Below are 18,915 nucleotides of genomic sequence, written 5' to 3'. Positions count from 1 at the left end.
CGCTGTTTCTGCGCTGCCGTTGCTGTAATCGGCCATCGTCCAGCCCCCTCTTCATTGATATACTGCGCGCTTTTCGCTTAGGGCAGTACGTATGGCCAACCTGTTGATTCTCGATGCATCTTCTTCCTTGTGTTCCGTGACCTTGCTGAACGGGGAGCAGCGCTATGATTTGTCCGAGACCCAACCCCGTCGTCATGCCCAGCGGTTGTTGCCAATGGTGGATGAAGTGCTGCAATTGGCCGGTTTGCCCAAGGCTGAGCTGGATGGCATTGCCTACGCTCGCGGCCCGGGCTCTTTTACTGGTATTCGTATTGCGGTGAGCGTAGTGCAGGGCATTGCCATGGGGCTGGATATTCCAGTGTACGGTTTCTCTACCCTGCAAATGCTGGCCCAGCAGAGCGCCGCCAGCCTGAATGGTCAGCCGGACCGTATTGTCAGCATTCTGGATGCTCACATGGGCGAAGTGTTCTGGGGCGTGTATCAGCGTCAGGACAATGGCATCTGGACCCTCGTGGGCGACGAGCACGTTGGTGCGCCGGACGTTTGTGCGGCGGCCCTTGCTGAGGCCTTTGGCTCTGAGCCTGAATCCAACTGGTGTCTTGCTGGCAATGGCGTCAAATTGCTGCCAGAGACCATGCAGGTACCGACTCAATGCGCACGGCTGGAAGACATCGAGCCTTTGTGTTGTTTTGCTACGGCACCGGTGCAGGCTGCCTGGCAGCAACAGCTGTTTGGTGAGCTAGACCAATACCCACCGGTTTACCTGCGGGATTCCGTTGCCTGGAAGAAACTCGACGAGCAGCCAAGCCTGCTGAAGCGCTGAGTGACATAATTCCCTGATTGAATTCAGGATCTGTTTTGCCCGGCGGCTGACCGCCGGTTGTTCATTATCAAGGAGAGCCCGTGGGATTTTTTGAAACCTTTGTTCTGGCCATCGTGCAGGGCATTACCGAATTTTTGCCAATCTCGAGTTCAGCGCATCTGATTCTTCCCTCTCAGGTGTTAGGTTGGCAGGACCAGGGACTGGCTTTTGATGTCGCAGTGCACTTTGGCACCTTACTGGCGGTGGTGTGGTACTACCGGGCCGAATTGCAGCGCATGATTGCCGGATTCTTTACCACTGGCTTTACCAAAACTCCCAACGCCGACGCCAAGCTGTCGTGGATGGTGGCACTGGCGACCGTACCAGCGGTGATTGTTGGCCTGTTAGGCGAAAGCTTCATTGAAGAAAACCTCCGCTCCACCACCGTGATTGCGACCACGACCATCGTATTTGGTGTGATTCTGGGGCTGTCGGACCGCTTTAAATCCCATCGTAATGATCTCACCGAAATGACCATCGCGTTGGCTTTGGCGATTGGCTTTGCCCAGGCGCTGGCGTTGATTCCGGGCACCTCTCGCTCGGGCATCACCATGACCGCGGCGTTGTTTCTGGGTTTCCACCGTCTGGATGCCGCGCGTTTCTCGTTCCTGCTGTCGATCCCTCTGATTCTGGCCGCCAGTGGCCTGAAAACCCTTGAGCTGATCAGTGCCGATACTCTGGTCGACTGGGGCACTTTGCTGCTGGGCGTGGCCATTTCCGGCATCAGCGCCTGGGCGGGCATTCATTACTTCCTGCAGTTGGTCGACCGTGTGGGCATGTTGCCATTCGTGATCTATCGCCTGTTACTGGGTGCCGTGTTGTTCCTGTTCTTTGTGTAAAACCCTTGATGATGTGAGCGGACCGAAAACGCCTTATGCCTGAATTGATTTGTCTGAATGCCGACCTGCAACCTGCCGCCCGTCAGTGGTGTGAACAGTTCGGATTTACCTATGGCAGCAAGGCGTCGCTTCTTGAGCCAGGGTTCCATCTGGTGTTGGGCTTCGATGGACTGGCGTTGCAGGAAGGCGGCAAGAAAGGCAAAGCCCGGGTACAGGTCGACTTCACCGCTGGTGCGGCGGCTCACAGGCGCAAGTTTGGTGGTGGCATGGGGCAGGACATTGCCAAGGCTGTTGGCATCAGCAGTGGCTACAAGCCGTCAGTGATTGATGCCACCGCCGGGCTTGGCCGTGACAGCTTTGTGCTGGCCACCCTTGGCTGTACGGTGCGGGCACACGAGCGTCAGCCGGTGGTTGCAGCCTTGTTGCAGGACGGATTGCAGCGGGCGGTGGATGATCCGGATGTGGGCGATATTATTGCCCGTATGTCGCTGAAATTTGGCTCCAGCCACGAGTTGCTGCAGCCGATCGAAAACCCGGCGGATAAGCCCGATGTGGTGTATCTGGACCCGATGTTTGGTGAAGACGCCAAGGGCTCGGCGCAGGTGAAAAAGGACATGCAGGCGTTCCGCAGTCTGGTCGGTGCCGACATGGACGCCGACGAGCTGTTGGATCATGCCCTTGGGGTGGCTCGTTGCCGTGTGGTGGTCAAGCGAGGCCGTAAGGCGGCGCCATTGGCCGACCGTGCCCCCAGTTATTCACTGACGGGCAAGTCGAATCGCTTTGATGTGTATGCACTCGCCAAAGTCGCTCCGTTTGAAAGCTAATCGTCTGGTGATGAGAGTGGGTCTGTCGATAGCTGAGCGTCTGGTGTTAACAACGCGTATGGTGTTAACAGCGAGCTGAGTTAGAACAACCAACAGCCTGCGTGTCTTGCAAGCTGATCTTCGTATTACAAGCTGCGCTGAATGGTATGGCGTACGCTGCCATCCAGTGCTTTCTCCAACTGCACAATCAAGAGCTCCAGGCCGCCAACGATAGCCAGCTTGCCGTCGTCGGACTCGGCCAGTACCTGCTGCTTCAGCAACTGGTTTACCAGCGTACGGAACAGGCTCTTGTCGAAAAACTCCGGCGCATTGAGGCCATGCAGCAGGCTGATGCGTTGGGCAATCAAGGTGCTCTGTTGCTCCAGTCGTTCAGCGCTAAACACCTCGGAACCGTGATGGTTCAACAGCGCCAGCGTCAGGTAATAACGCTCCAGGGTTGGCATCATCAAGTGGGCCATGGCTTCCAGTTCGTTGTAAGCCGAGTCTCGGTCGTCGACGGCCTTGTAGATGCCGTCGTCGTGTTTCAGGTAGCCCGCCGAACACAGCTGCTGCAGCCAGCCCAGTACCTGATGCTCCAGTTCATCCTCTTGCCATGGCAGGAACAATTCGGCCTTAAGGTACGGGAACAAGGCCCGCACGGACTCGTGAATCTGGCTGAACAGCATGCCCTGACGGTGGCTCAGCAAACAGCACAGAATGCCGGGTAGAGCCAACAGGTGCAGAACGTTGTTGCGATAGTAGGTGAGTGACACCGCCTGACGGTCGTCGGCGTGAATCAGATCGCCCATGTCGTGGCTCAAACGGCTGATGGTGCCGAGGGTTTCGGCGTGGGCAATCCAGTCTTCCGGTTTGCCATCGCTAACGTGGGTCATCTGGCTGATGGGGACCGCTTCGATCATGGCAGACCACTGCTCCAGACGCTGGATCAAGGCGGTTTCCGGCATCGCCTCGCGGGGGTTGGCCAACAGTGCCATCGCCACCAGGTTGATCGGGTTCACCGACGCCGCACGGTTGATTTCAGTGACAATGCGCTGGGCCAGTTGGTCGACCACGTCACGGGCCCATTCTGGTCGGTATTCGCTGGCGGCGTGATCCTGCTGACGCCATTCGGGCTGTCGCTGGTTAAGGAATTCGGTCAGGTACACCGGGTCGCCAAAGGTCACGTGGACCTTGCCGAAGTTGCGGCGGAAGGATTTCAGGGTGCCGACAACGCCCAGCAAACTTTCCTTGCGCTTTTTGGCGCCTTTCAGTTCTTTCTGGTAGCTGTTGGCTTCAAATACTTTTTCATAACCGACATACACCGGCATAAACAGAATCGGTTTGCGGCTGTCGCGCAAATAGCTGCGCAAGGTCATGGCCAGCATGCCGGCTTTCGGTTGCAATGTCCGGCCGGTACGGCTGCGGCCGCCTTCAACGAAATATTCGGCCGAATAACCACGGGTGAAAATGGTGTGCAGGTATTCGTCGAACACGGCGGCATAAAGTGGGTTGTCGCGGAACGAGCGACGAATAAAAAAAGCACCGCCACGGCGTAAAATTGGCCCCACCACTGGAATATTGAGGTTAATGCCTGCGGCAATTTGCGGCAGCTGCAAGCCACTGTGGTACAGCACGTACGACAACAACAGGTAATCAATGTGGCTGCGATGGCAGGGCACATAAATCACTTCGTTGTCGCGGGCGGCGGTTTTCAGTTGTTCGATGTTGTGGATTTTGACGCCGTCATAGAGGGTGTTCCAAACCCAGCTTAACAGTACATCCAGAAAGCGTACGGTGGTGTAGGAGATGTTGGAGGCGATCTCGTCAGCGTATTTGAGGGCTTTCTTGCGTGCTCGAGGCGGCGACATGCCGTTGTTGTCGACGGCGTTGTCGATGGCTTTCTTCACCAGCGGTCGGTTGGGGATCTGGCTGATCAGGGTGCGGCGGTGCGACAGGTCCGGGCCGATAACGGTTTGGCCAACCACGCGGAAATGGGTGCGCAGCAACATACCGGTTTTACGCGCCAGCTGGGCCGGGGTGGTGGTGTTCTTTACCAATCGCTTCATCGACACCGGCCGACTGAAATGCACGAAGGTATTGCGGCCGTTAATCAGGATCGCCATCAGGGTGAACAGACGACCACCCAGGGTACCGCTGTTCTGAATCCAGATACGCAGGAACGAACCTTCTTTCTCCGGGCCGCGGCCCCAGAACACGCGTACGGGGACGATTTCGAGCTCTTGCTCCGGGTGAGCAATTTGCCATTGGGCCAATTGCTGCAAGGCCTTACTGGTGACTGGCTTGCCTTCCTTGCGGAACGGGCCGCCCGCCCGGCGGTAAACATGGAAGAAAGGCGTCAGTCCGGGTGCGGCGTAGCCTTTCTGCAACGGCTGGGGCCACTCAAACTCGGCCACTTCGCGGTCAACCACCAGGGTTTCAGCCAGCGACGGGTACAAAAAGGCATACACCCGGATGGTGCCGTCGGGATTGCCCTGGGACTGCTGCGGGCCAATCAGTCGGGTTTTCAGAATCAGATACAGCGCCTTTTGTAGCCAGCGCAGCATGGTTTGTCGCGTTCTTGATAACCAGCTCATGTTGCCAAAGTGTCCGAATCAGGGTGAATGTTATGGGAGTGTGGAAAAAACCGATGTTGTTTTTATAGTCAGTAATCATTACTCGGGTAATGATTTGGGGTATCGGTTGTCAGAACGATTTAAGCAGACTGCTGTGATGGATTCACGACTTAATCACGGCAAGGACCCTCTGAACAATTCGGTGCCCGCTCTGGATGACAGGGCGAAGCTGAGTCACGAAGCTGATTTGCAGGCCTGATGGGTCAAGTCAAAAATCAGCGACACAGAGTCAGCGATGCCCTGCCATCCCCGTAGGGCGCGGCCTGCAGGCCGCCAGAACGGCGTTGGCGAATTTGGAAAGACTCGGCCGGACAGGTCAGTCATTCCGCTGCATTCGCCGCCTTGTTCTGACAACCTGCAAGACACGCGCAGAGCTGTGCAGAGTTATTCAGAGGGTCCTTATAAATGTATTTCTTAATAATGTGGTGGAGGCACATCATCGGATGGCGATTTTGACATGCCCTGGGACTGCATCAGCTGTTCCAGACGCTGATTCATCAGTTGCATGGCCTGGCGTGCCAGCTCAAAGTCACCGTTCAAACGCGAAACCTGCTGGTTCAGGGCGTCGATCAGCTCATCGGAATAGGCATTTCGCATTTCCAGTTCCTGGATTCGGTCCAGTGCTGATGCGAGTTGGGCGGAAAGATCGGTATCGCTCATTGTGTTTTTGGTCCTGCCTTTGCGTGGTTCGCTATCATATTGATTTTTTTGGAAATTTGGGATTACATTCAAAGAGAAGGGTTAGTTTGTCCCTACTGCGTGAATGATAAAAATATCGTTAGTCGTTATATACAGGTAGCAATATGGCAAAAAAAATAAGTTTGGCGCTGCTGTGTGCCGTCATTGTACTGGTTGCGTTCTGGTTGTCATTTACTTCTCTGCTGGGTGATCTTGTACTGGCAGATGGTTCTTCTGTGGCAGATGCATTGCCACTGGCAATTCCTATGATCGTGTTCCTGGCCGGTTTGGCGGGAGGCCTGGTGGCCGTGTTTATGGCGGGTGGTGATTCCGAACCACGTCGTCGTCAGCGCAGCTCTGGCACCATGGTTGAGGAAGACGTTGATGACGGCCGTGAGCGTGGTGTCGTCAAGTGGTTCAACGTTAAAAAAGGCTTCGGCTTTATTACCTGGGATGAAGGTGAAGACGTGTTCGTACACTTCCGCTCCATCCGTGGCCAGGGCCATCGCTCCCTGACCGAAGGCCAGCGTGTGAAGTTCACCGTGGTTCGCGGTGACAAAGGCCCGCAAGCCGAGGATGTATCCGCGGTGCGTTAATACCTCAGTTTGGTATTTCCCTGAAGAAAGCGGCTCCGGCCGCTTTTTTTGTCGCTAGCGTTTGGTATTTGATTGTTGTTCGCCAGACGCCAGACTTTCTGGCCCGGTTAGTGCAATACCCTCCATAGATTCAATTTTCTGACGGGTAGGGTTATGGCGACGGCCGCGTCTCAGGTGTTTTCCCAAATCAAGCAAGGCGGCTCGCTGCTGCTGAAAGGCAACCTCAGCATCCCCATGATGGTGGTGGTGCTGCTGGGCATGATGACCCTACCGTTGCCGCCGCTGCTGTTGGATACCTTTTTTACCTTCAACATTGCGCTGTCTATCGTGGTATTGCTGGTCAGCGTGTATGCCAGAAAACCGCTCGATTTCGCCATTTTTCCGACGATTCTGTTGGTTGCTACCTTGCTGCGTCTGGCCCTGAACGTGGCGTCTACCCGTGTGGTACTGATGAATGGTCACGAGGGTGGAGATTCCGCCGGTAAGGTGATCGAGGCCTTTGGTGAAGTGCTGATCGGCGGTAACTACGCCGTCGGTCTGGTGGTCTTTATGATTTTGATGATCATCAACTTTGTGGTGGTCACCAAGGGTGCAGGCCGGGTATCCGAAGTGAGTGCCCGCTTCACCCTCGATGCCATGCCCGGCAAGCAAATGGCGATTGATGCCGATTTGAACGCCGGTCTTATTGATGCTGACCAAGCCCGCACCCGCCGTGCTGAAGTGGCTGGGGAAGCCGACTTCTACGGTGCCATGGACGGTGCCAGCAAATTCGTCAAAGGCGATGCCGTCGCCGGTATTCTGATTCTGCTGATTAACGTAATTGGCGGTTTTGCCATTGGCATGGGCCAGCACAACCTGGGCTTTGGCGATGCCATCGAGGTCTACACCCTGTTGGCCATCGGTGATGGTCTGGTGGCGCAAATTCCGTCGCTGCTGCTGTCGGTGGCCACCGCCATTATGGTGACGCGCAACGGCAATGATGAAGACATGGGCACTCAGGTGGTTGGCCAGATGTTCTCGTCGGCCAAGGCGCTCGGCGTCGCTGCGGGTTTGATGTTCCTGATGGGCGTTATCCCCGGTATGCCTCATGCGGTGTTTCTGGGGGCGGCGTTGGTCGCTGGTGTATTGGCCTACGCCATTCGTTACAGAAAAGACGGTGGCCAGCTGGGGGATGCGGTGGTCAAACGCTTTGGCGGCAAACCGAAGCAAGATCCCAAGGCGTTGCCATCAGCTGCTGGCGGCAAGGGCGGCGCTCTGGAGGCTCCGAAGCAGAAAGCAGAACAGGCGATCAAGCAAATGGAGGTCAAGGAACTGGGCTGGGACGACGTCGAGCCGGTCGACCGGGTCGGGCTGGAAGTGGGCTACCGCTTGATTCCACTGGTCGACAAACACCAGAACGGCCAGCTGCTGAGCCGCATCAAGGGCGTTCGCCGCAAGCTCTCGCAAGACCTTGGTTTCCTGATGCCATCCGTGCATATCCGCGACAACCTCGATCTGCTGCCGAATCAATACCGCATCACCCTGATGGGCGTCACCCTGGCCGAAGCGGAAATTCATCCGGAACGTGAAATGGCGATCAACCCCGGTGAGGTGTTCGGCAAAATTGACGGCATCGCTGGTAAGGACCCTGCGTTCGGGATGGACGCCTTCTGGATTGAAGCCAGCCAAAAAGACCGCGCCCAGACCCTTGGTTACACCGTGGTGGACGCCAGCACGGTGGTGGCGACTCACCTGAATCAGAAACTCTACCGCCACTCCCACGAGCTACTGGGCCATGAAGACGTGCAGAAGCTGGTGGACATGCTGGCCGACAAATCGCCGAAGCTGGCCGAAGAACTGGTGCCCAATAAGGTTAACGTCAGTCAACTGCTGGGCGTACTGCAAAGCCTGCTGAAAGAACACGTGCCGATCCGCGACATGCGATCCATCGCCGAATCTTTGGCGAACTCACCGGCAAACAGTCAAGATCCTGCCGCTTTGATGGCCGCTGCCCGCATGGGCTTGCGTCGCCTGATCGTCCAGAACATCTACGGCCATGCGGATGAGCTGCCGGTTATTACCCTTGATCCAGGGTTGGAACAGTTATTGCTGAAGTCCTATCAACAGTCATTGCAACAGGCCCAGCAGACCGGTGGGCAAGCAGGATTGGTTCTGGAACCGGCGATGGCCGAGACGCTGCAAAAGTCGCTCACCGAAGCGGTCCAGAATCAGGAAATGGCAGGTTACCCGGCAGTGTTGCTGGTAACCGCCCAGATCCGTACAGCGATGGCGCAATTTGTACGTAACTCACTGGAACAGCTGCACGTGTTGTCGTATCAGGAAATACCCGACACCAAGAGCATCACCATCTCGGCAGCAGTGGGTGGCAAACGATAATTGATGGCAGGGCGTGCCCAGCGGAAATAGAGACGTTCTTATGAAAGTAAAACGCTTCATTGGACCCAACATGCAACAGGCGCTGCGCATTGTTTCCCGTGAACTGGGAGACGACGCCGTCATCCTGTCGACCAAGAAAGTTGCCGAAGGCTTTGAAGTGGTGGCAGCACTGGATTACCAGAGCGACAACCAGAAAAGCCCCAGCGAAGTGAACCGCCAGCTGGAGCTGCAAAAAGAACTCGAGCGGGCTCGCGCCTTGCAGAAAGACCGTCAGCAGGCCATTGCTCGTGGTGAAACCCCGGCGCCAGTCGATCTTGAGCGCGATATTCGTTTCGACAGCGGTCATCGCAATGCGGCGCTGTCACCGCTAGCTGGCTATGAGCGTCCGGCGGTCGACATTGCTGCGGAGCCAGCCTCCATGCCGACTTCAAAGTCAAAACCAGCATCTGCGGCACGGCCAGATATGGCTAACGGAATGTCTGCTGGATTGTCTGCTGGAATGACGTCAGGTGCTGGCATCGACAGCGAAGCCTACGGCGACATGCTGGAACGTATGAAAGGCGAACTCAGCGACCTGAAAAACTGGATGGTCAGCCACGGCGGCAGCGCTTGGGATACCGGCCGTCCGATGACCTGGCAGCAGAGTCAGCTATGGCAGCGTTGCCAGGACATGGGGCTGGAACCTGTCTGGTCGGATCGCATCGTTACCTCCATTGAAGACCACGAGAATCTCGAACAGGGCTGGAAGCAGGTACTGCAACAAATGGCCTCTGACGTTCCCATCGCCAAGGCCGGCAGCCTCGATAAAGGTGGAATTTTTGCATTGGTTGGCCCTACCGGGGCGGGTAAAACCACCACCATTGGCAAGCTGGCTGCCCGCTTTGTGATTCACCACGGCGCTGATTCGGTGGCGTTGGTGAGCATGGACAGTTACCGCGTTGCCGCCCAGGACCAACTGCGCAGCGTGGCGCGGATATTGGGCGTGCAACTGCACACCGCAGCGCCAGGGGACGACCTGTTGGCGATGGTGGAACAGCTGTACAGCAAGGAACGGAAAAAGCTGGTGCTGGTGGATACCGCCGGTCTGGCCAGCCAGGACCCGTCGTTTCCCGTGCAATTGTCTATGCTGAAGAAAGCCTGCAACCGTCAGGGCAAGGGCCCTCGACTGCGTTGCCTGCTGACACTGCCATTGACCAGTCAGGGACGTTGTTTGCAAGAAAATTACGAGCACTACAAAGATGCCGGTCTGGCCGGCTGCATTTTCACCAAGCTGGACGAATGCTTCAGCCTCGGTCCTGCCATGAGCGTTGCGGCATTGACCCGCACGCCGGTAGTGATGGTGGCTGATGGTCCACATATCCCGGACGACTTGCATTACCCCGACGCGGGCAAGCTGGTCAAACTATCCGAGCAAATGGCGCGGATGGCACGTACACGCTGGCAAGCGACCGTATCCGGTCGTTTTGGTCAGCAATCCGGTTCACAACACGGAGTTCAGTAGTTATGGCACATCCAGTTCAGGTAATCGCAGTAACTGGCGGCAAGGGCGGGGTTGGCAAAAGTAACCTCTCGGTCAATCTGGCCATCGGCCTGGCTGAACTCGGCCGTCGGGTGGTGGTGCTGGATGCCGACTTGGGCCTTGCCAACATCGACATTCTGCTGGGGATCAGCTCCTCCAAAACCATCGAAAATGTGTTGGCAGGGGAGTGTGACCTGCGCGACATCATGGTTCGCGGGCCGGGTGGCATTCGCATTGTGCCGGCGGCGTCGGGTACCCAGAAGCTGTCGCAGCTGAACACCATGGAGCACGCGGGTCTGATTCAGGCATTCAGCGAGCTGGCGGACGACATCGACGTATTGATTGTGGACACCGCCGCAGGAATTTCCGACACCGTGATCAGCTTTGTCTGTGCCGCTCAGGAAGTACTGATGGTGGTGACCGACGAGCCGACGTCCATTACCGATGCCTATGCTCAGATCAAACTGCTGAACCGGGACTACGACATGTTTCGCTTCCGCATCGTTGCCAACATGGTGCGTACCCCACAAGACGGCCACGCACTGTTTGGCAAGCTCACCAAAGTGACGGACCGCTTCCTCGACGTTGCCCTGCAATACGTTGGCGCAGTGCCGCAAGACGACGCCGTCAAACGCGCGGTGCAGCGGCAGAAAGCAGTGGTTGAAGCCTATCCGCGTTCGCGGGCTGCAACGGCATTCAGGGCGCTGGCCAAAAAAGTGGATGCCTGGCCGTTACCGGCTACCCCACGGGGTCACCTGGAATTTTTTGTTGATCGACTGGTGCAGCAACAGATCGGAGCCTGACAGTGAATCACACGAGTTGTATGGCCTATGCCGCAGTAGAAAAGAACAGCGTCGACGAGCGCGTTCGGGAGCATGCCACGCTGGTAAAACGCATTGCCCATCATTTGATGGGGCGATTACCCGACTCGGTGCAACTGAACGACCTGATTCAGGCGGGCATGATTGGCCTGCTGGAAGCTGCCCGTAAATACGATGGCGACAAGGGCGCCAGCTTTGAAACCTACGCCGGTATTCGCATTCGAGGCGCCATGCTGGACGAAATGCGGCGCGGTGACTGGGCGCCCCGCTCGGTGCACCGTAATACCCGCAGGATCAGCGACGCCATTCACGAAATCGAAAGTGAAAAAGGCCGCGACGCTGAAGACAGCGAAGTGGCTGAACGGCTGGGCATGAGTACCGATGAATATCATGGGGTACTGCGCGACAGCGCCAGCTGTCGGCTGTTCAGTTACGAAGAAATGCTGGAAAACAACGACAGCGCCGTCGATGCCATGATGGACGACGACAACGATGATCCCTCCCACGGGGTTGAGCGAGGGGCGTTTCAGCGCCAACTGGCCGACGCCATCAAGGAGTTGCCGGAACGCGAGCAACTGGTGCTGGCGTTGTACTACGACGAAGAATTGAACCTCAAGGAGATTGGCGCAGTGCTGGGCGTCAGTGAAAGCCGGGTGTGCCAGATACACAGTCAGGCTGCCCACCGACTGCGCTCTCGCCTTGGCGGCTGGCTCGATTAGCCAGTCTCTGGCTTTAAGGGGACATCTATTTAATCCTGCACGGCTCTGCGCGAGTGTTGCCGTTGTTCAGTGCAAGGCGACGAATGCAGCGAAATGACGAGTCCTTTTCAAGTTCGTCAACACCGCACTGGGCGGCGGCAACCCGCGCCCTGCGGGGGCTGCCGGATGATCTCGACTCTGTGTCGCCGACTTTTGACTTGACCCGTCAGGCCTGCAAGTCGGCTTCGTGATTCGAAACCATCCGGCAGCCCAGAGTGAGCACCGGATTAAATAGATGTCCCCTTAACCAAAACAGGGCTGCTGAGCTTTGCTATGGCTCTGTCTCTGTCTCTGTCTATAGCTCTTTATAGCTCACTATAGCCCCTGTCCTATCCCTTCCTGCTGCCGATGCATGGGCTGATTTACAGCCCTGCGCGCAGAAAAAAGCCCAATTGATTCAACTTGTTGAAAACTGTTACCGAGTTTCTGGATAACCGCCAGAGTGGGTCTACACTTCCTTTAAAGCCCTTACGCCAAGGCGTGTTCGGGTAGCAAGTACGGCTTGTGAGTGAAGTCGATAATTGGAGGTCGTTTTGGACAAGAACATGAAAATTCTCATCGTTGATGATTTCTCTACGATGAGACGCATCGTTAAGAATCTGCTGCGGGATTTGGGATTTACCAATACCTCTGAAGCGGATGATGGCTCAACTGCCTTGCCGATGCTGCAGCAGGGCGACTTCGATTTTCTGGTCACCGACTGGAACATGCCTGGCATGACCGGTATCGAGCTGTTACAGAAAGTTCGGGCAGACGAACGCTTGCGAAGCCTGCCGGTGCTGATGGTAACCGCCGAGGCCAAGCGAGAACAGATCGTCGCAGCGGCGCAGGCCGGTGTGAACGGTTACGTAGTGAAACCTTTCACTGCGGCGGTGCTGAAAGAAAAGATTGAAAAGATCTTTGAGCGTGTTGAAGGCTAACCCAGGGATGTAAACCATGTCTGAAAGCAATCAGCCTGTTATCGCTCAGGCCACCAGTGAGGAAATGAAGACTCTGGCCCAGAATATGGTCGAGAGCATCGAGCGGGGGGAGTTGACCCACGCCGTGTCACTGGTTAGCCAATTGAACGATGTTCGTGACAAAACATTGTACGAAGAGATCGGCCGTCTGACGCGGGCGCTGCACGAGTCGATCAAAAACCTCAATATCGAAACCGTAGGGGCTGGCTCGGAGATTGAAAAAGCCACCGACAAGCTCTCCTACGTGATCGAAATGACCGACAAGTCGGCCAACCGCACCATGGATCTGGTGGACGAAGGCATTCCGTTGGCTTCCGAAATGAATGAGCGCGCAGCAGAGCTGGGTGAGCAGTGGCAAAAGTTTCTGAATAAGGAACTCAAGCCCACCGAATTTCGGGCGTTAACCAAGGATATACAAGACTTTTTGGCCCAAAGCGAAAGCCAGTCCCGGCAAATAAAGAATCAGTTTAACGAGATTCTGCTGGCACAGGACTTTCAGGATTTGACCGGCCAGGTGATTCAGAAAGTCGGCACCCTGGTGCGTGACGTCGAATCCCAGCTGGTGAACCTGGTGGTGATGGCAGGCACCGTGGATAAGATCACGGGCATTCAACACCATGGGCTGGATGCAGAACCCGAGGCCGAGCCGGAATCACCGATCAAGGCAGAAGGTCCTCAGATTGATAAAAGTGTAGATGGCGTGGTCGCCAGTCAGGATGACGTTGATGACCTGTTATCCAGTTTGGGTTTCTAAAGGAGCAGGTAGATGAGCTTCGATGCTGATGAAGAGATTCTTCAGGATTTTCTGGTAGAGGCAGGCGAGATTCTTGAGCTGTTGTCCGAGCAGTTGGTTGAGCTGGAACAACGCCCTGATGACAACGATTTGCTGAACGCCATTTTCCGTGGATTCCACACAGTAAAGGGTGGTGCAGGCTTCCTGCAACTGACCCCACTGGTGGACTGCTGTCACGCTGCTGAAAACGTGTTCGACACCTTGCGGAACGGCTTGCGGGGTGTGAACTCCGACCTGATGGACGTGGTGTTACAGGCGCTTGACTCGGTCAACGCCATGTTTGATGACGTTCGTTCCGGCGTGATGCCAGAACCCGCAGACCCGGAATTGATTCATCAGCTGCACAAGCTGGCCGAGCCACAAACCGCCGACGAGCTGGAGCCCTTGCCAGAGCAACCACCGGAGCCTGCGGCAGAAGCCCCGGCTGCTCCTGTGGAGGCGGCTGCGCCAGAGGTTGGTCAGACGGCTGGTCAAGCAGACGCGGGTGCCCCTGATGCCGATATCACTGACGACGAGTTTGAGCAGTTATTGTCGGCGTTGGATGAAGACGGTACCGGTCAGGCCCCGGCTCCGGCAGCGGCGGCAGACGACGATTTGTTCGACATGCCAGGCGCTGGCGCCAGCGGTGACGATGAAATTACCGAAGACGAATTTGAAGCCCTGCTGGATCAGATTCACGGCAAAGGCAAGCACGGCGCTGCGGCACCGGCTGCTGAAAGCACTCCGGCACCGGCGGCGCCAGAACCAGCTGCCGCGCCAAGCGGTGGCGGTGATGACCTGATTACCGACTCTGAATTTGAAGAGTTGTTGGACCGCTTGCACGGCAAGGGCAAACACAGCTTTGCGAATGGGGAAGAAGCGGCTGCACCAGCTGCTCCTGAACCAACACCAGAGCCTCCTGCTGCCCCAGTGGCTGCACCACCACCGGCTGCGCCTGTATCCGAAAGCAAGCCCGCGCCGGAAAGCAAGCCTGCTGCCCCGGCAGCCAAACCCGCGGCACCGGCTGCCGCCGGCGGAGGCGCCGCTGGAGGCAAGCCGCCAGCAGCGCGAGCACCTGCCAAAAACGACAAGGACGCGGGTGGGGAAGCCACCGTGCGTGTGGATACCAAGCGTCTTGACGACATCATGAACATGGTCGGTGAGCTGGTACTGGTACGTAACCGATTGGTACGTCTGGGCCTCAACAGCTCCGACGAGTCGATGTCGAAAGCGGTGGCCAACCTCGATGTGGTTACCGGTGATCTGCAAACATCCGTGATGAAAACCCGGATGCAGCCGATCAAGAAAGTATTTGGTCGTTTCCCTCGAGTGGTACGGGATCTGGCCCGCCAGCTGAAGAAAGAAATCAACCTTGAGCTGCGCGGTGAAGAAACCGACCTGGATAAAAACCTGGTTGAGGCACTGGCTGACCCACTGGTTCACCTTGTGCGTAACTCGGTTGACCACGGGGTTGAAACTCCGTCTGAACGGGAAGAATCCGGCAAGCCTCGGGTAGGCCATGTGGTGCTGTCAGCGCAACAGGAAGGTGACCATATCCTGCTGCAAATTCAGGATGACGGTAAAGGGATGGACGCCAACCTGCTGCGCCGTAAGGCAGTTGAAAAAGGCCTGATGGATCAGGATGCCGCCGACCGCTTGACCGATCAGGAATGCTTTAACCTGATCTTTGCACCGGGCTTCTCCACCAAGGAACAAATCTCCGATGTGTCGGGCCGTGGTGTAGGCATGGACGTGGTGAAAACCAAGATCGCCCAGCTCAACGGCACCATCAAGATTGACTCAGAACCCGGTGTGGGCACCAACATTGTCATCAAGGTACCGCTGACGCTGGCGATCATGCCAACGCTGATGGTGATGCTGGAAGATCAGGCGTTTGCCTTCCCACTGGTGAGTGTGAATGAAATCTTCCACCTCGATCTGACCCAGACGAACATTGTTGACGGTCAGGAAGTGGTGGTGGTGCGTGAACGGCCAATCCCGCTGTTCCACCTCAAACGTTGGCTGGTGCCAACCAAGTCCAGCAAAAACGACACCAGCGGCCACGTGGTGGTGGTGTCGGTTGGCACCAAGAGTGTGGGCTTTGTGGTTGACCAATTGGTTGGCCAGGAAGAGGTGGTGATCAAACCGCTGGGCAAAATGCTGCAAGGCACTGCCGGTATGGCGGGTGCCACCATCACGGGTGATGGCCGCATTGCCCTGATTCTGGATATTCCTAGCATGTTGAATCACTACGGTGCCCGACAGGCCAGCGCGGCCTGATCAGGCAGGGCCAGCGAACAACGACTGGCCCAGAGGTAATGCACATTTGAAATGGATGTCCTGACGGCGTCAGGTCTAGAAGAGTTACCACTATATGGCTATCAAGGTACTGGTTGTCGACGACTCGGGTTTTTTCCGTCGCCGGGTGTCCGACATCATTAATGCAGATCCTCGAATGAAAGTGGTGGGTGAGGCTTGTAACGGTCGCGAAGCGATTGAGCAGAACGACGCCTTGCAGCCAGACGTCATCACCATGGACTACGAAATGCCGGTGATGGATGGCATCACCGCGTTGCGTAATATCATGATGCGCCGTCCGGTGCCGGTGTTGATGTTCTCATCGTTAACGTTCGAGGATGCCCGCGTAACGCTGGACGCCCTCGATGCCGGGGCACTGGATTACCTGCCCAAAAACTTTGACGCGGTGGCCAAAGGCACCGCAGAAATGCGTCGTACCCTGACCGACAAAATTGTGGCGGTTGCAGCCAGCCGCTTGGGCCGTAAAGACAGTGCGCCCAAAGGCGATGCGTCGCCAGCAGCGGCGTCTGCACCGGCAAATGCACCGCAATCGGCGGCTCCGACTGCCAGCCAGCAGAACATTCCCAAAGTGGATGCAGGCACGGTCAAATCCACTCAAACCCAGCAAGCCGCTCCGGCAGCGCCTCGCAAACCACCGGCGCAGCTCAAAGGCATCGAGCTGGTGTTGATTGGCACCTCGACCGGCGGTCCAGCGGCCCTGCAAAGCGTATTCAAGGGGCTGGCTCCCAACTTCCGAACTCCGATCATTATTGTTCAGCATATGCCGGCGTCGTTTACCAAAGCCTTTGCCGAGCGTTTGAACAGCCTCAGTTCCATGACGGTGAAAGAAGCCGTCGATGGCGACAAGATCATTCCGGGTCATGTCTACGTGGCTCCGGGTGGCATGCAGCTGATGATCGAAAATCGAGGCCAACCGGCCATTCGCATCCGCGAAAGTGACGACCGCATTAATTATCGCCCCAGTGTCGATATTGCCTTTGCCGCCGCCGCCAAATACTTCGGCAGCAAGGCGCTGGGTCTGGTACTGACTGGCATGGGCGCAGACGGCAAGGAAGGAGCGCGACTGATGAAAGCCGCGGGGGCTCACATCTGGGCGCAGGACGAAGCCAGCAGTGTGATCTACGGCATGCCGATGGCGGTTACCAAAGCCGGTTATGCTGACGACATTGTGTCACTGAAAGACATCGGGCCACGGCTGTCGACAGACCTGCTCTGACCTAACGCACAGCCGCAGCCAGGCAGGGCCGTCAACGATAGCCAGTGGCAAAGGAGCGCTCTATGGGATATTGGCGATTACCACTGCTGCTGTTGGCTCCGGTACTGATTATTGCCATGTTTGCCAAAGAAGGCGGCGTGGTGTCCCTGCTGTGGGACCCGATGGCCATGATTGTGGTGGTACCGGGCAGCTTGCTGGCCACCTTTATTCCTGCTCCGGTGGATGCTATCCGCCACCTTCGACACGCCTTGCTGCACTTGCCTGCAGATCATCATTACGCCATGGAACAACTCGCGAGTCGCCTGATTGAGTGGGGCAATACCCGTCGCCGTAAAGGCAATCCCGGTTTGGAAACCCTGCTGCACGCCGAGCAAGATGGCTTTTGCCAGCGTGCCCTGCAGCTGATGGTGGATGGCCATCCGCCTGCTGATATTCGTCAGGCGTTGGAGAACGAGTTGTTGTATCGCCAATCCCGCGACCAGCAAGCGCTGGCGCTGCTGGGCAACCTGGCGGGTTACTTACCCACTCTGGGCATCGTTGGCGCGGTATTGGGGTTGATTCAGGTGCTGTCGGGTATCAGTAATCCGGACACTCTGGCGCAAGGCATTGCCACTGCCTTTGTGGCCACCTTCTATGGGGTGGCGTTATCCAACCTGGTGGTGCTGCCATTGCAGCAATATGCCCAGCACCGGCTTGGGGTGCAGCAGCAGTTTTACTGGGCGTTGTTGCAAGGGGTCGACGACCTGCTGCACGGCTCCAACCCTGCTGCCATCGTGGATCGTATCCGTGTCTGGCATCAATAAACGTGCGACCGTCGCTCAAGCGCCCGTCAAACGACGCCGGGCGGCGCCTTCCATTGCCTCACCGGTGACACCGGATTCACAACGCTGGCTGCTGTCCTACGCCGACTTTATTACCTTGCTGTGTGCCTTTTTCATCATGCTGTACGCCATGAGCGAGGTGGACCGGCGTCAGGGCACCAACTTGTTGGTTGAGTTGCAAAACCGCATTAACAGTCTGGCGGAACTGCCCAACGGCATCGCCGAAGGGGAAGCTGAATCGATGGCGTTACAGAAACAGCCCATTGATGCAGCCGACCAGCCACACCGTGGTAATCAGCCGTTGCAGGTGGCGCAACGATACGTCGACAAGGTGGCTCAACTTTTTCCGGCCAGCGCCGATACAAAAGTCACGAAAGGTCCCGACTGGGTCAGCCTCAGTTTGGCCGGGGAATTCCTGTTTGATGACAGTGAGCACCTGCTATCGCCCCAAGCCAGGCAAGCCGTCGCCGAATTGGCGGCAGAAATTCGCCGCTGGCCCTACACCATCAGGGTTTATGGGCACACGGGAATTCGGCCCGACAGCGCTTATGACAGTAATTGGCAATTATCGGCTATGCGAGCAGCGTCGGTCGCCGAGGCTTTGGCGGGCGGCGGTGTGGCACCACAACGATTGGAAGCCACCGGCATTGCGCATTACCACGCGCTGGCGACGGCTGTCGATGATGAGCGGGTTGAGTGGCAAATGGAAGCCTCTCTTCAACCGCAGCAGAACCGGGTCGATGTGGTGTTAAGCGTGGCTGCCAGCCCGACACCCTGGAATAGCCAGATACCCGTGAGTAGCTCAGATTCTGAAAATACTGCGGGGTCTATCAATCCTGCAACGTCGGGGACGGCAGCTCCGTAACTGCGAAAAAGCGTGCTGGAACGGCTTTTGCTGTAACCGCTATAGAGCAACAGAACGAGCGATAAACGACTGAATTCC

16 protein-coding genes are annotated in these 18,915 nt (G+C 56.8%); 14 read left to right on the top strand and 2 right to left on the bottom strand.

Going from position 1 to position 18,915, the window contains the following annotated elements:
- The first annotated feature begins 91 nt into the window (after positions 1 to 91).
- The 3 genes from tsaB to ACXADJ_RS09835 all read left to right on the top strand — a co-directional run bounded on the left by tsaB (position 92) and on the right by ACXADJ_RS09835 (position 2,525).
- Positions 92 to 823 (top strand): tRNA (adenosine(37)-N6)-threonylcarbamoyltransferase complex dimerization subunit type 1 TsaB, encoded by a 732-nt coding sequence (gene tsaB / locus ACXADJ_RS09845; RefSeq protein ID WP_475065247.1) that lies wholly within the window; start codon positions 92 to 94, stop codon positions 821 to 823.
- A gap of 80 nt (positions 824 to 903) precedes the next feature.
- A complete protein-coding gene (locus ACXADJ_RS09840) occupies positions 904 to 1,701 on the top strand; it encodes an undecaprenyl-diphosphate phosphatase (RefSeq protein ID WP_475065244.1) in 798 nt (265 codons plus the stop codon).
- 35 nt (positions 1,702 to 1,736) lie between these two features.
- Entirely contained in the window at positions 1,737 to 2,525 is a 789-nt protein-coding gene (locus ACXADJ_RS09835) for a class I SAM-dependent methyltransferase (RefSeq protein ID WP_475065242.1), read from the top strand.
- 125 nt (positions 2,526 to 2,650) lie between these two features.
- On the opposite strand, the gene plsB is transcribed toward ACXADJ_RS09835, so the two are convergent.
- Both plsB and ACXADJ_RS09825 read right to left on the bottom strand, forming a co-directional pair.
- The gene (gene plsB / locus ACXADJ_RS09830; protein WP_475065240.1) at positions 2,651 to 5,098 is read right to left on the bottom strand and encodes a glycerol-3-phosphate 1-O-acyltransferase PlsB; all 2,448 of its coding nucleotides are present in this window, start codon (positions 5,096 to 5,098) and stop codon (positions 2,651 to 2,653) included.
- A 453-nt stretch (positions 5,099 to 5,551) separates the two neighbouring features.
- A complete protein-coding gene (locus ACXADJ_RS09825) occupies positions 5,552 to 5,797 on the bottom strand; it encodes a SlyX family protein (protein ID WP_036537261.1) in 246 nt (81 codons plus the stop codon).
- 143 nt (positions 5,798 to 5,940) lie between these two features.
- On the opposite strand from ACXADJ_RS09825, the gene ACXADJ_RS09820 reads away from it, so the two are divergent.
- The 11 genes from ACXADJ_RS09820 to ACXADJ_RS09770 all read left to right on the top strand — a co-directional run bounded on the left by ACXADJ_RS09820 (position 5,941) and on the right by ACXADJ_RS09770 (position 18,837).
- Positions 5,941 to 6,411, top strand: a complete 471-nt coding sequence (locus ACXADJ_RS09820; protein WP_028294781.1) for a cold-shock protein — start codon at positions 5,941 to 5,943, stop codon at positions 6,409 to 6,411.
- Positions 6,412 to 6,564: 153 nt separating this feature from the next.
- Positions 6,565 to 8,787 carry a flagellar biosynthesis protein FlhA gene (gene flhA, locus ACXADJ_RS09815; protein WP_475065238.1) on the top strand — a complete coding sequence of 741 codons (2,223 nt, stop codon included), beginning with the start codon at positions 6,565 to 6,567 and terminating at the stop codon, positions 8,785 to 8,787.
- Between the two features lie 40 nt (positions 8,788 to 8,827).
- Complete coding sequence (flhF, locus tag ACXADJ_RS09810) at positions 8,828 to 10,288, top strand: flagellar biosynthesis protein FlhF (RefSeq protein WP_475065236.1); 1,461 nt, start codon at positions 8,828 to 8,830, stop codon at positions 10,286 to 10,288.
- Positions 10,289 to 10,290: 2 nt separating this feature from the next.
- Entirely contained in the window at positions 10,291 to 11,109 is an 819-nt protein-coding gene (locus tag ACXADJ_RS09805; RefSeq protein ID WP_028294784.1) for a MinD/ParA family protein, read from the top strand.
- Positions 11,110 to 11,129: 20 nt separating this feature from the next.
- A complete protein-coding gene (locus ACXADJ_RS09800; RefSeq protein ID WP_036537264.1) occupies positions 11,130 to 11,846 on the top strand; it encodes an RNA polymerase sigma factor FliA in 717 nt (238 codons plus the stop codon).
- A gap of 584 nt (positions 11,847 to 12,430) precedes the next feature.
- Positions 12,431 to 12,805, top strand: a complete 375-nt coding sequence (cheY, locus tag ACXADJ_RS09795) for a chemotaxis response regulator CheY (protein WP_456090133.1) — start codon at positions 12,431 to 12,433, stop codon at positions 12,803 to 12,805.
- A gap of 16 nt (positions 12,806 to 12,821) precedes the next feature.
- Positions 12,822 to 13,598: a protein phosphatase CheZ gene (locus tag ACXADJ_RS09790; RefSeq protein WP_475065232.1), complete on the top strand. Its 777-nt coding sequence runs from the start codon at positions 12,822 to 12,824 to the stop codon at positions 13,596 to 13,598.
- Between the two features lie 12 nt (positions 13,599 to 13,610).
- Entirely contained in the window at positions 13,611 to 15,896 is a 2,286-nt protein-coding gene (locus ACXADJ_RS09785) for a chemotaxis protein CheA (RefSeq protein ID WP_475065229.1), read from the top strand.
- Between the two features lie 94 nt (positions 15,897 to 15,990).
- A complete protein-coding gene (locus ACXADJ_RS09780) occupies positions 15,991 to 17,151 on the top strand; it encodes a protein-glutamate methylesterase/protein-glutamine glutaminase (RefSeq protein ID WP_475065227.1) in 1,161 nt (386 codons plus the stop codon).
- 62 nt (positions 17,152 to 17,213) lie between these two features.
- A complete protein-coding gene (locus ACXADJ_RS09775; RefSeq protein ID WP_028294790.1) occupies positions 17,214 to 17,954 on the top strand; it encodes a motility protein A in 741 nt (246 codons plus the stop codon).
- Positions 17,938 to 18,837: a flagellar motor protein MotB gene (locus tag ACXADJ_RS09770; RefSeq protein ID WP_475065225.1), complete on the top strand. Its 900-nt coding sequence runs from the start codon at positions 17,938 to 17,940 to the stop codon at positions 18,835 to 18,837. The genes ACXADJ_RS09775 and ACXADJ_RS09770 overlap by 17 nt, the downstream gene beginning before the upstream one ends.
- Positions 18,838 to 18,915 lie beyond the last annotated feature (78 nt).

Source organism: Oceanobacter sp. ABM4_470, from assembly GCF_056158645.1.
The sequence above is the reverse complement of the archived record's forward strand: the minus strand, read 5'-3'. Positions and strand labels throughout refer to the sequence as shown.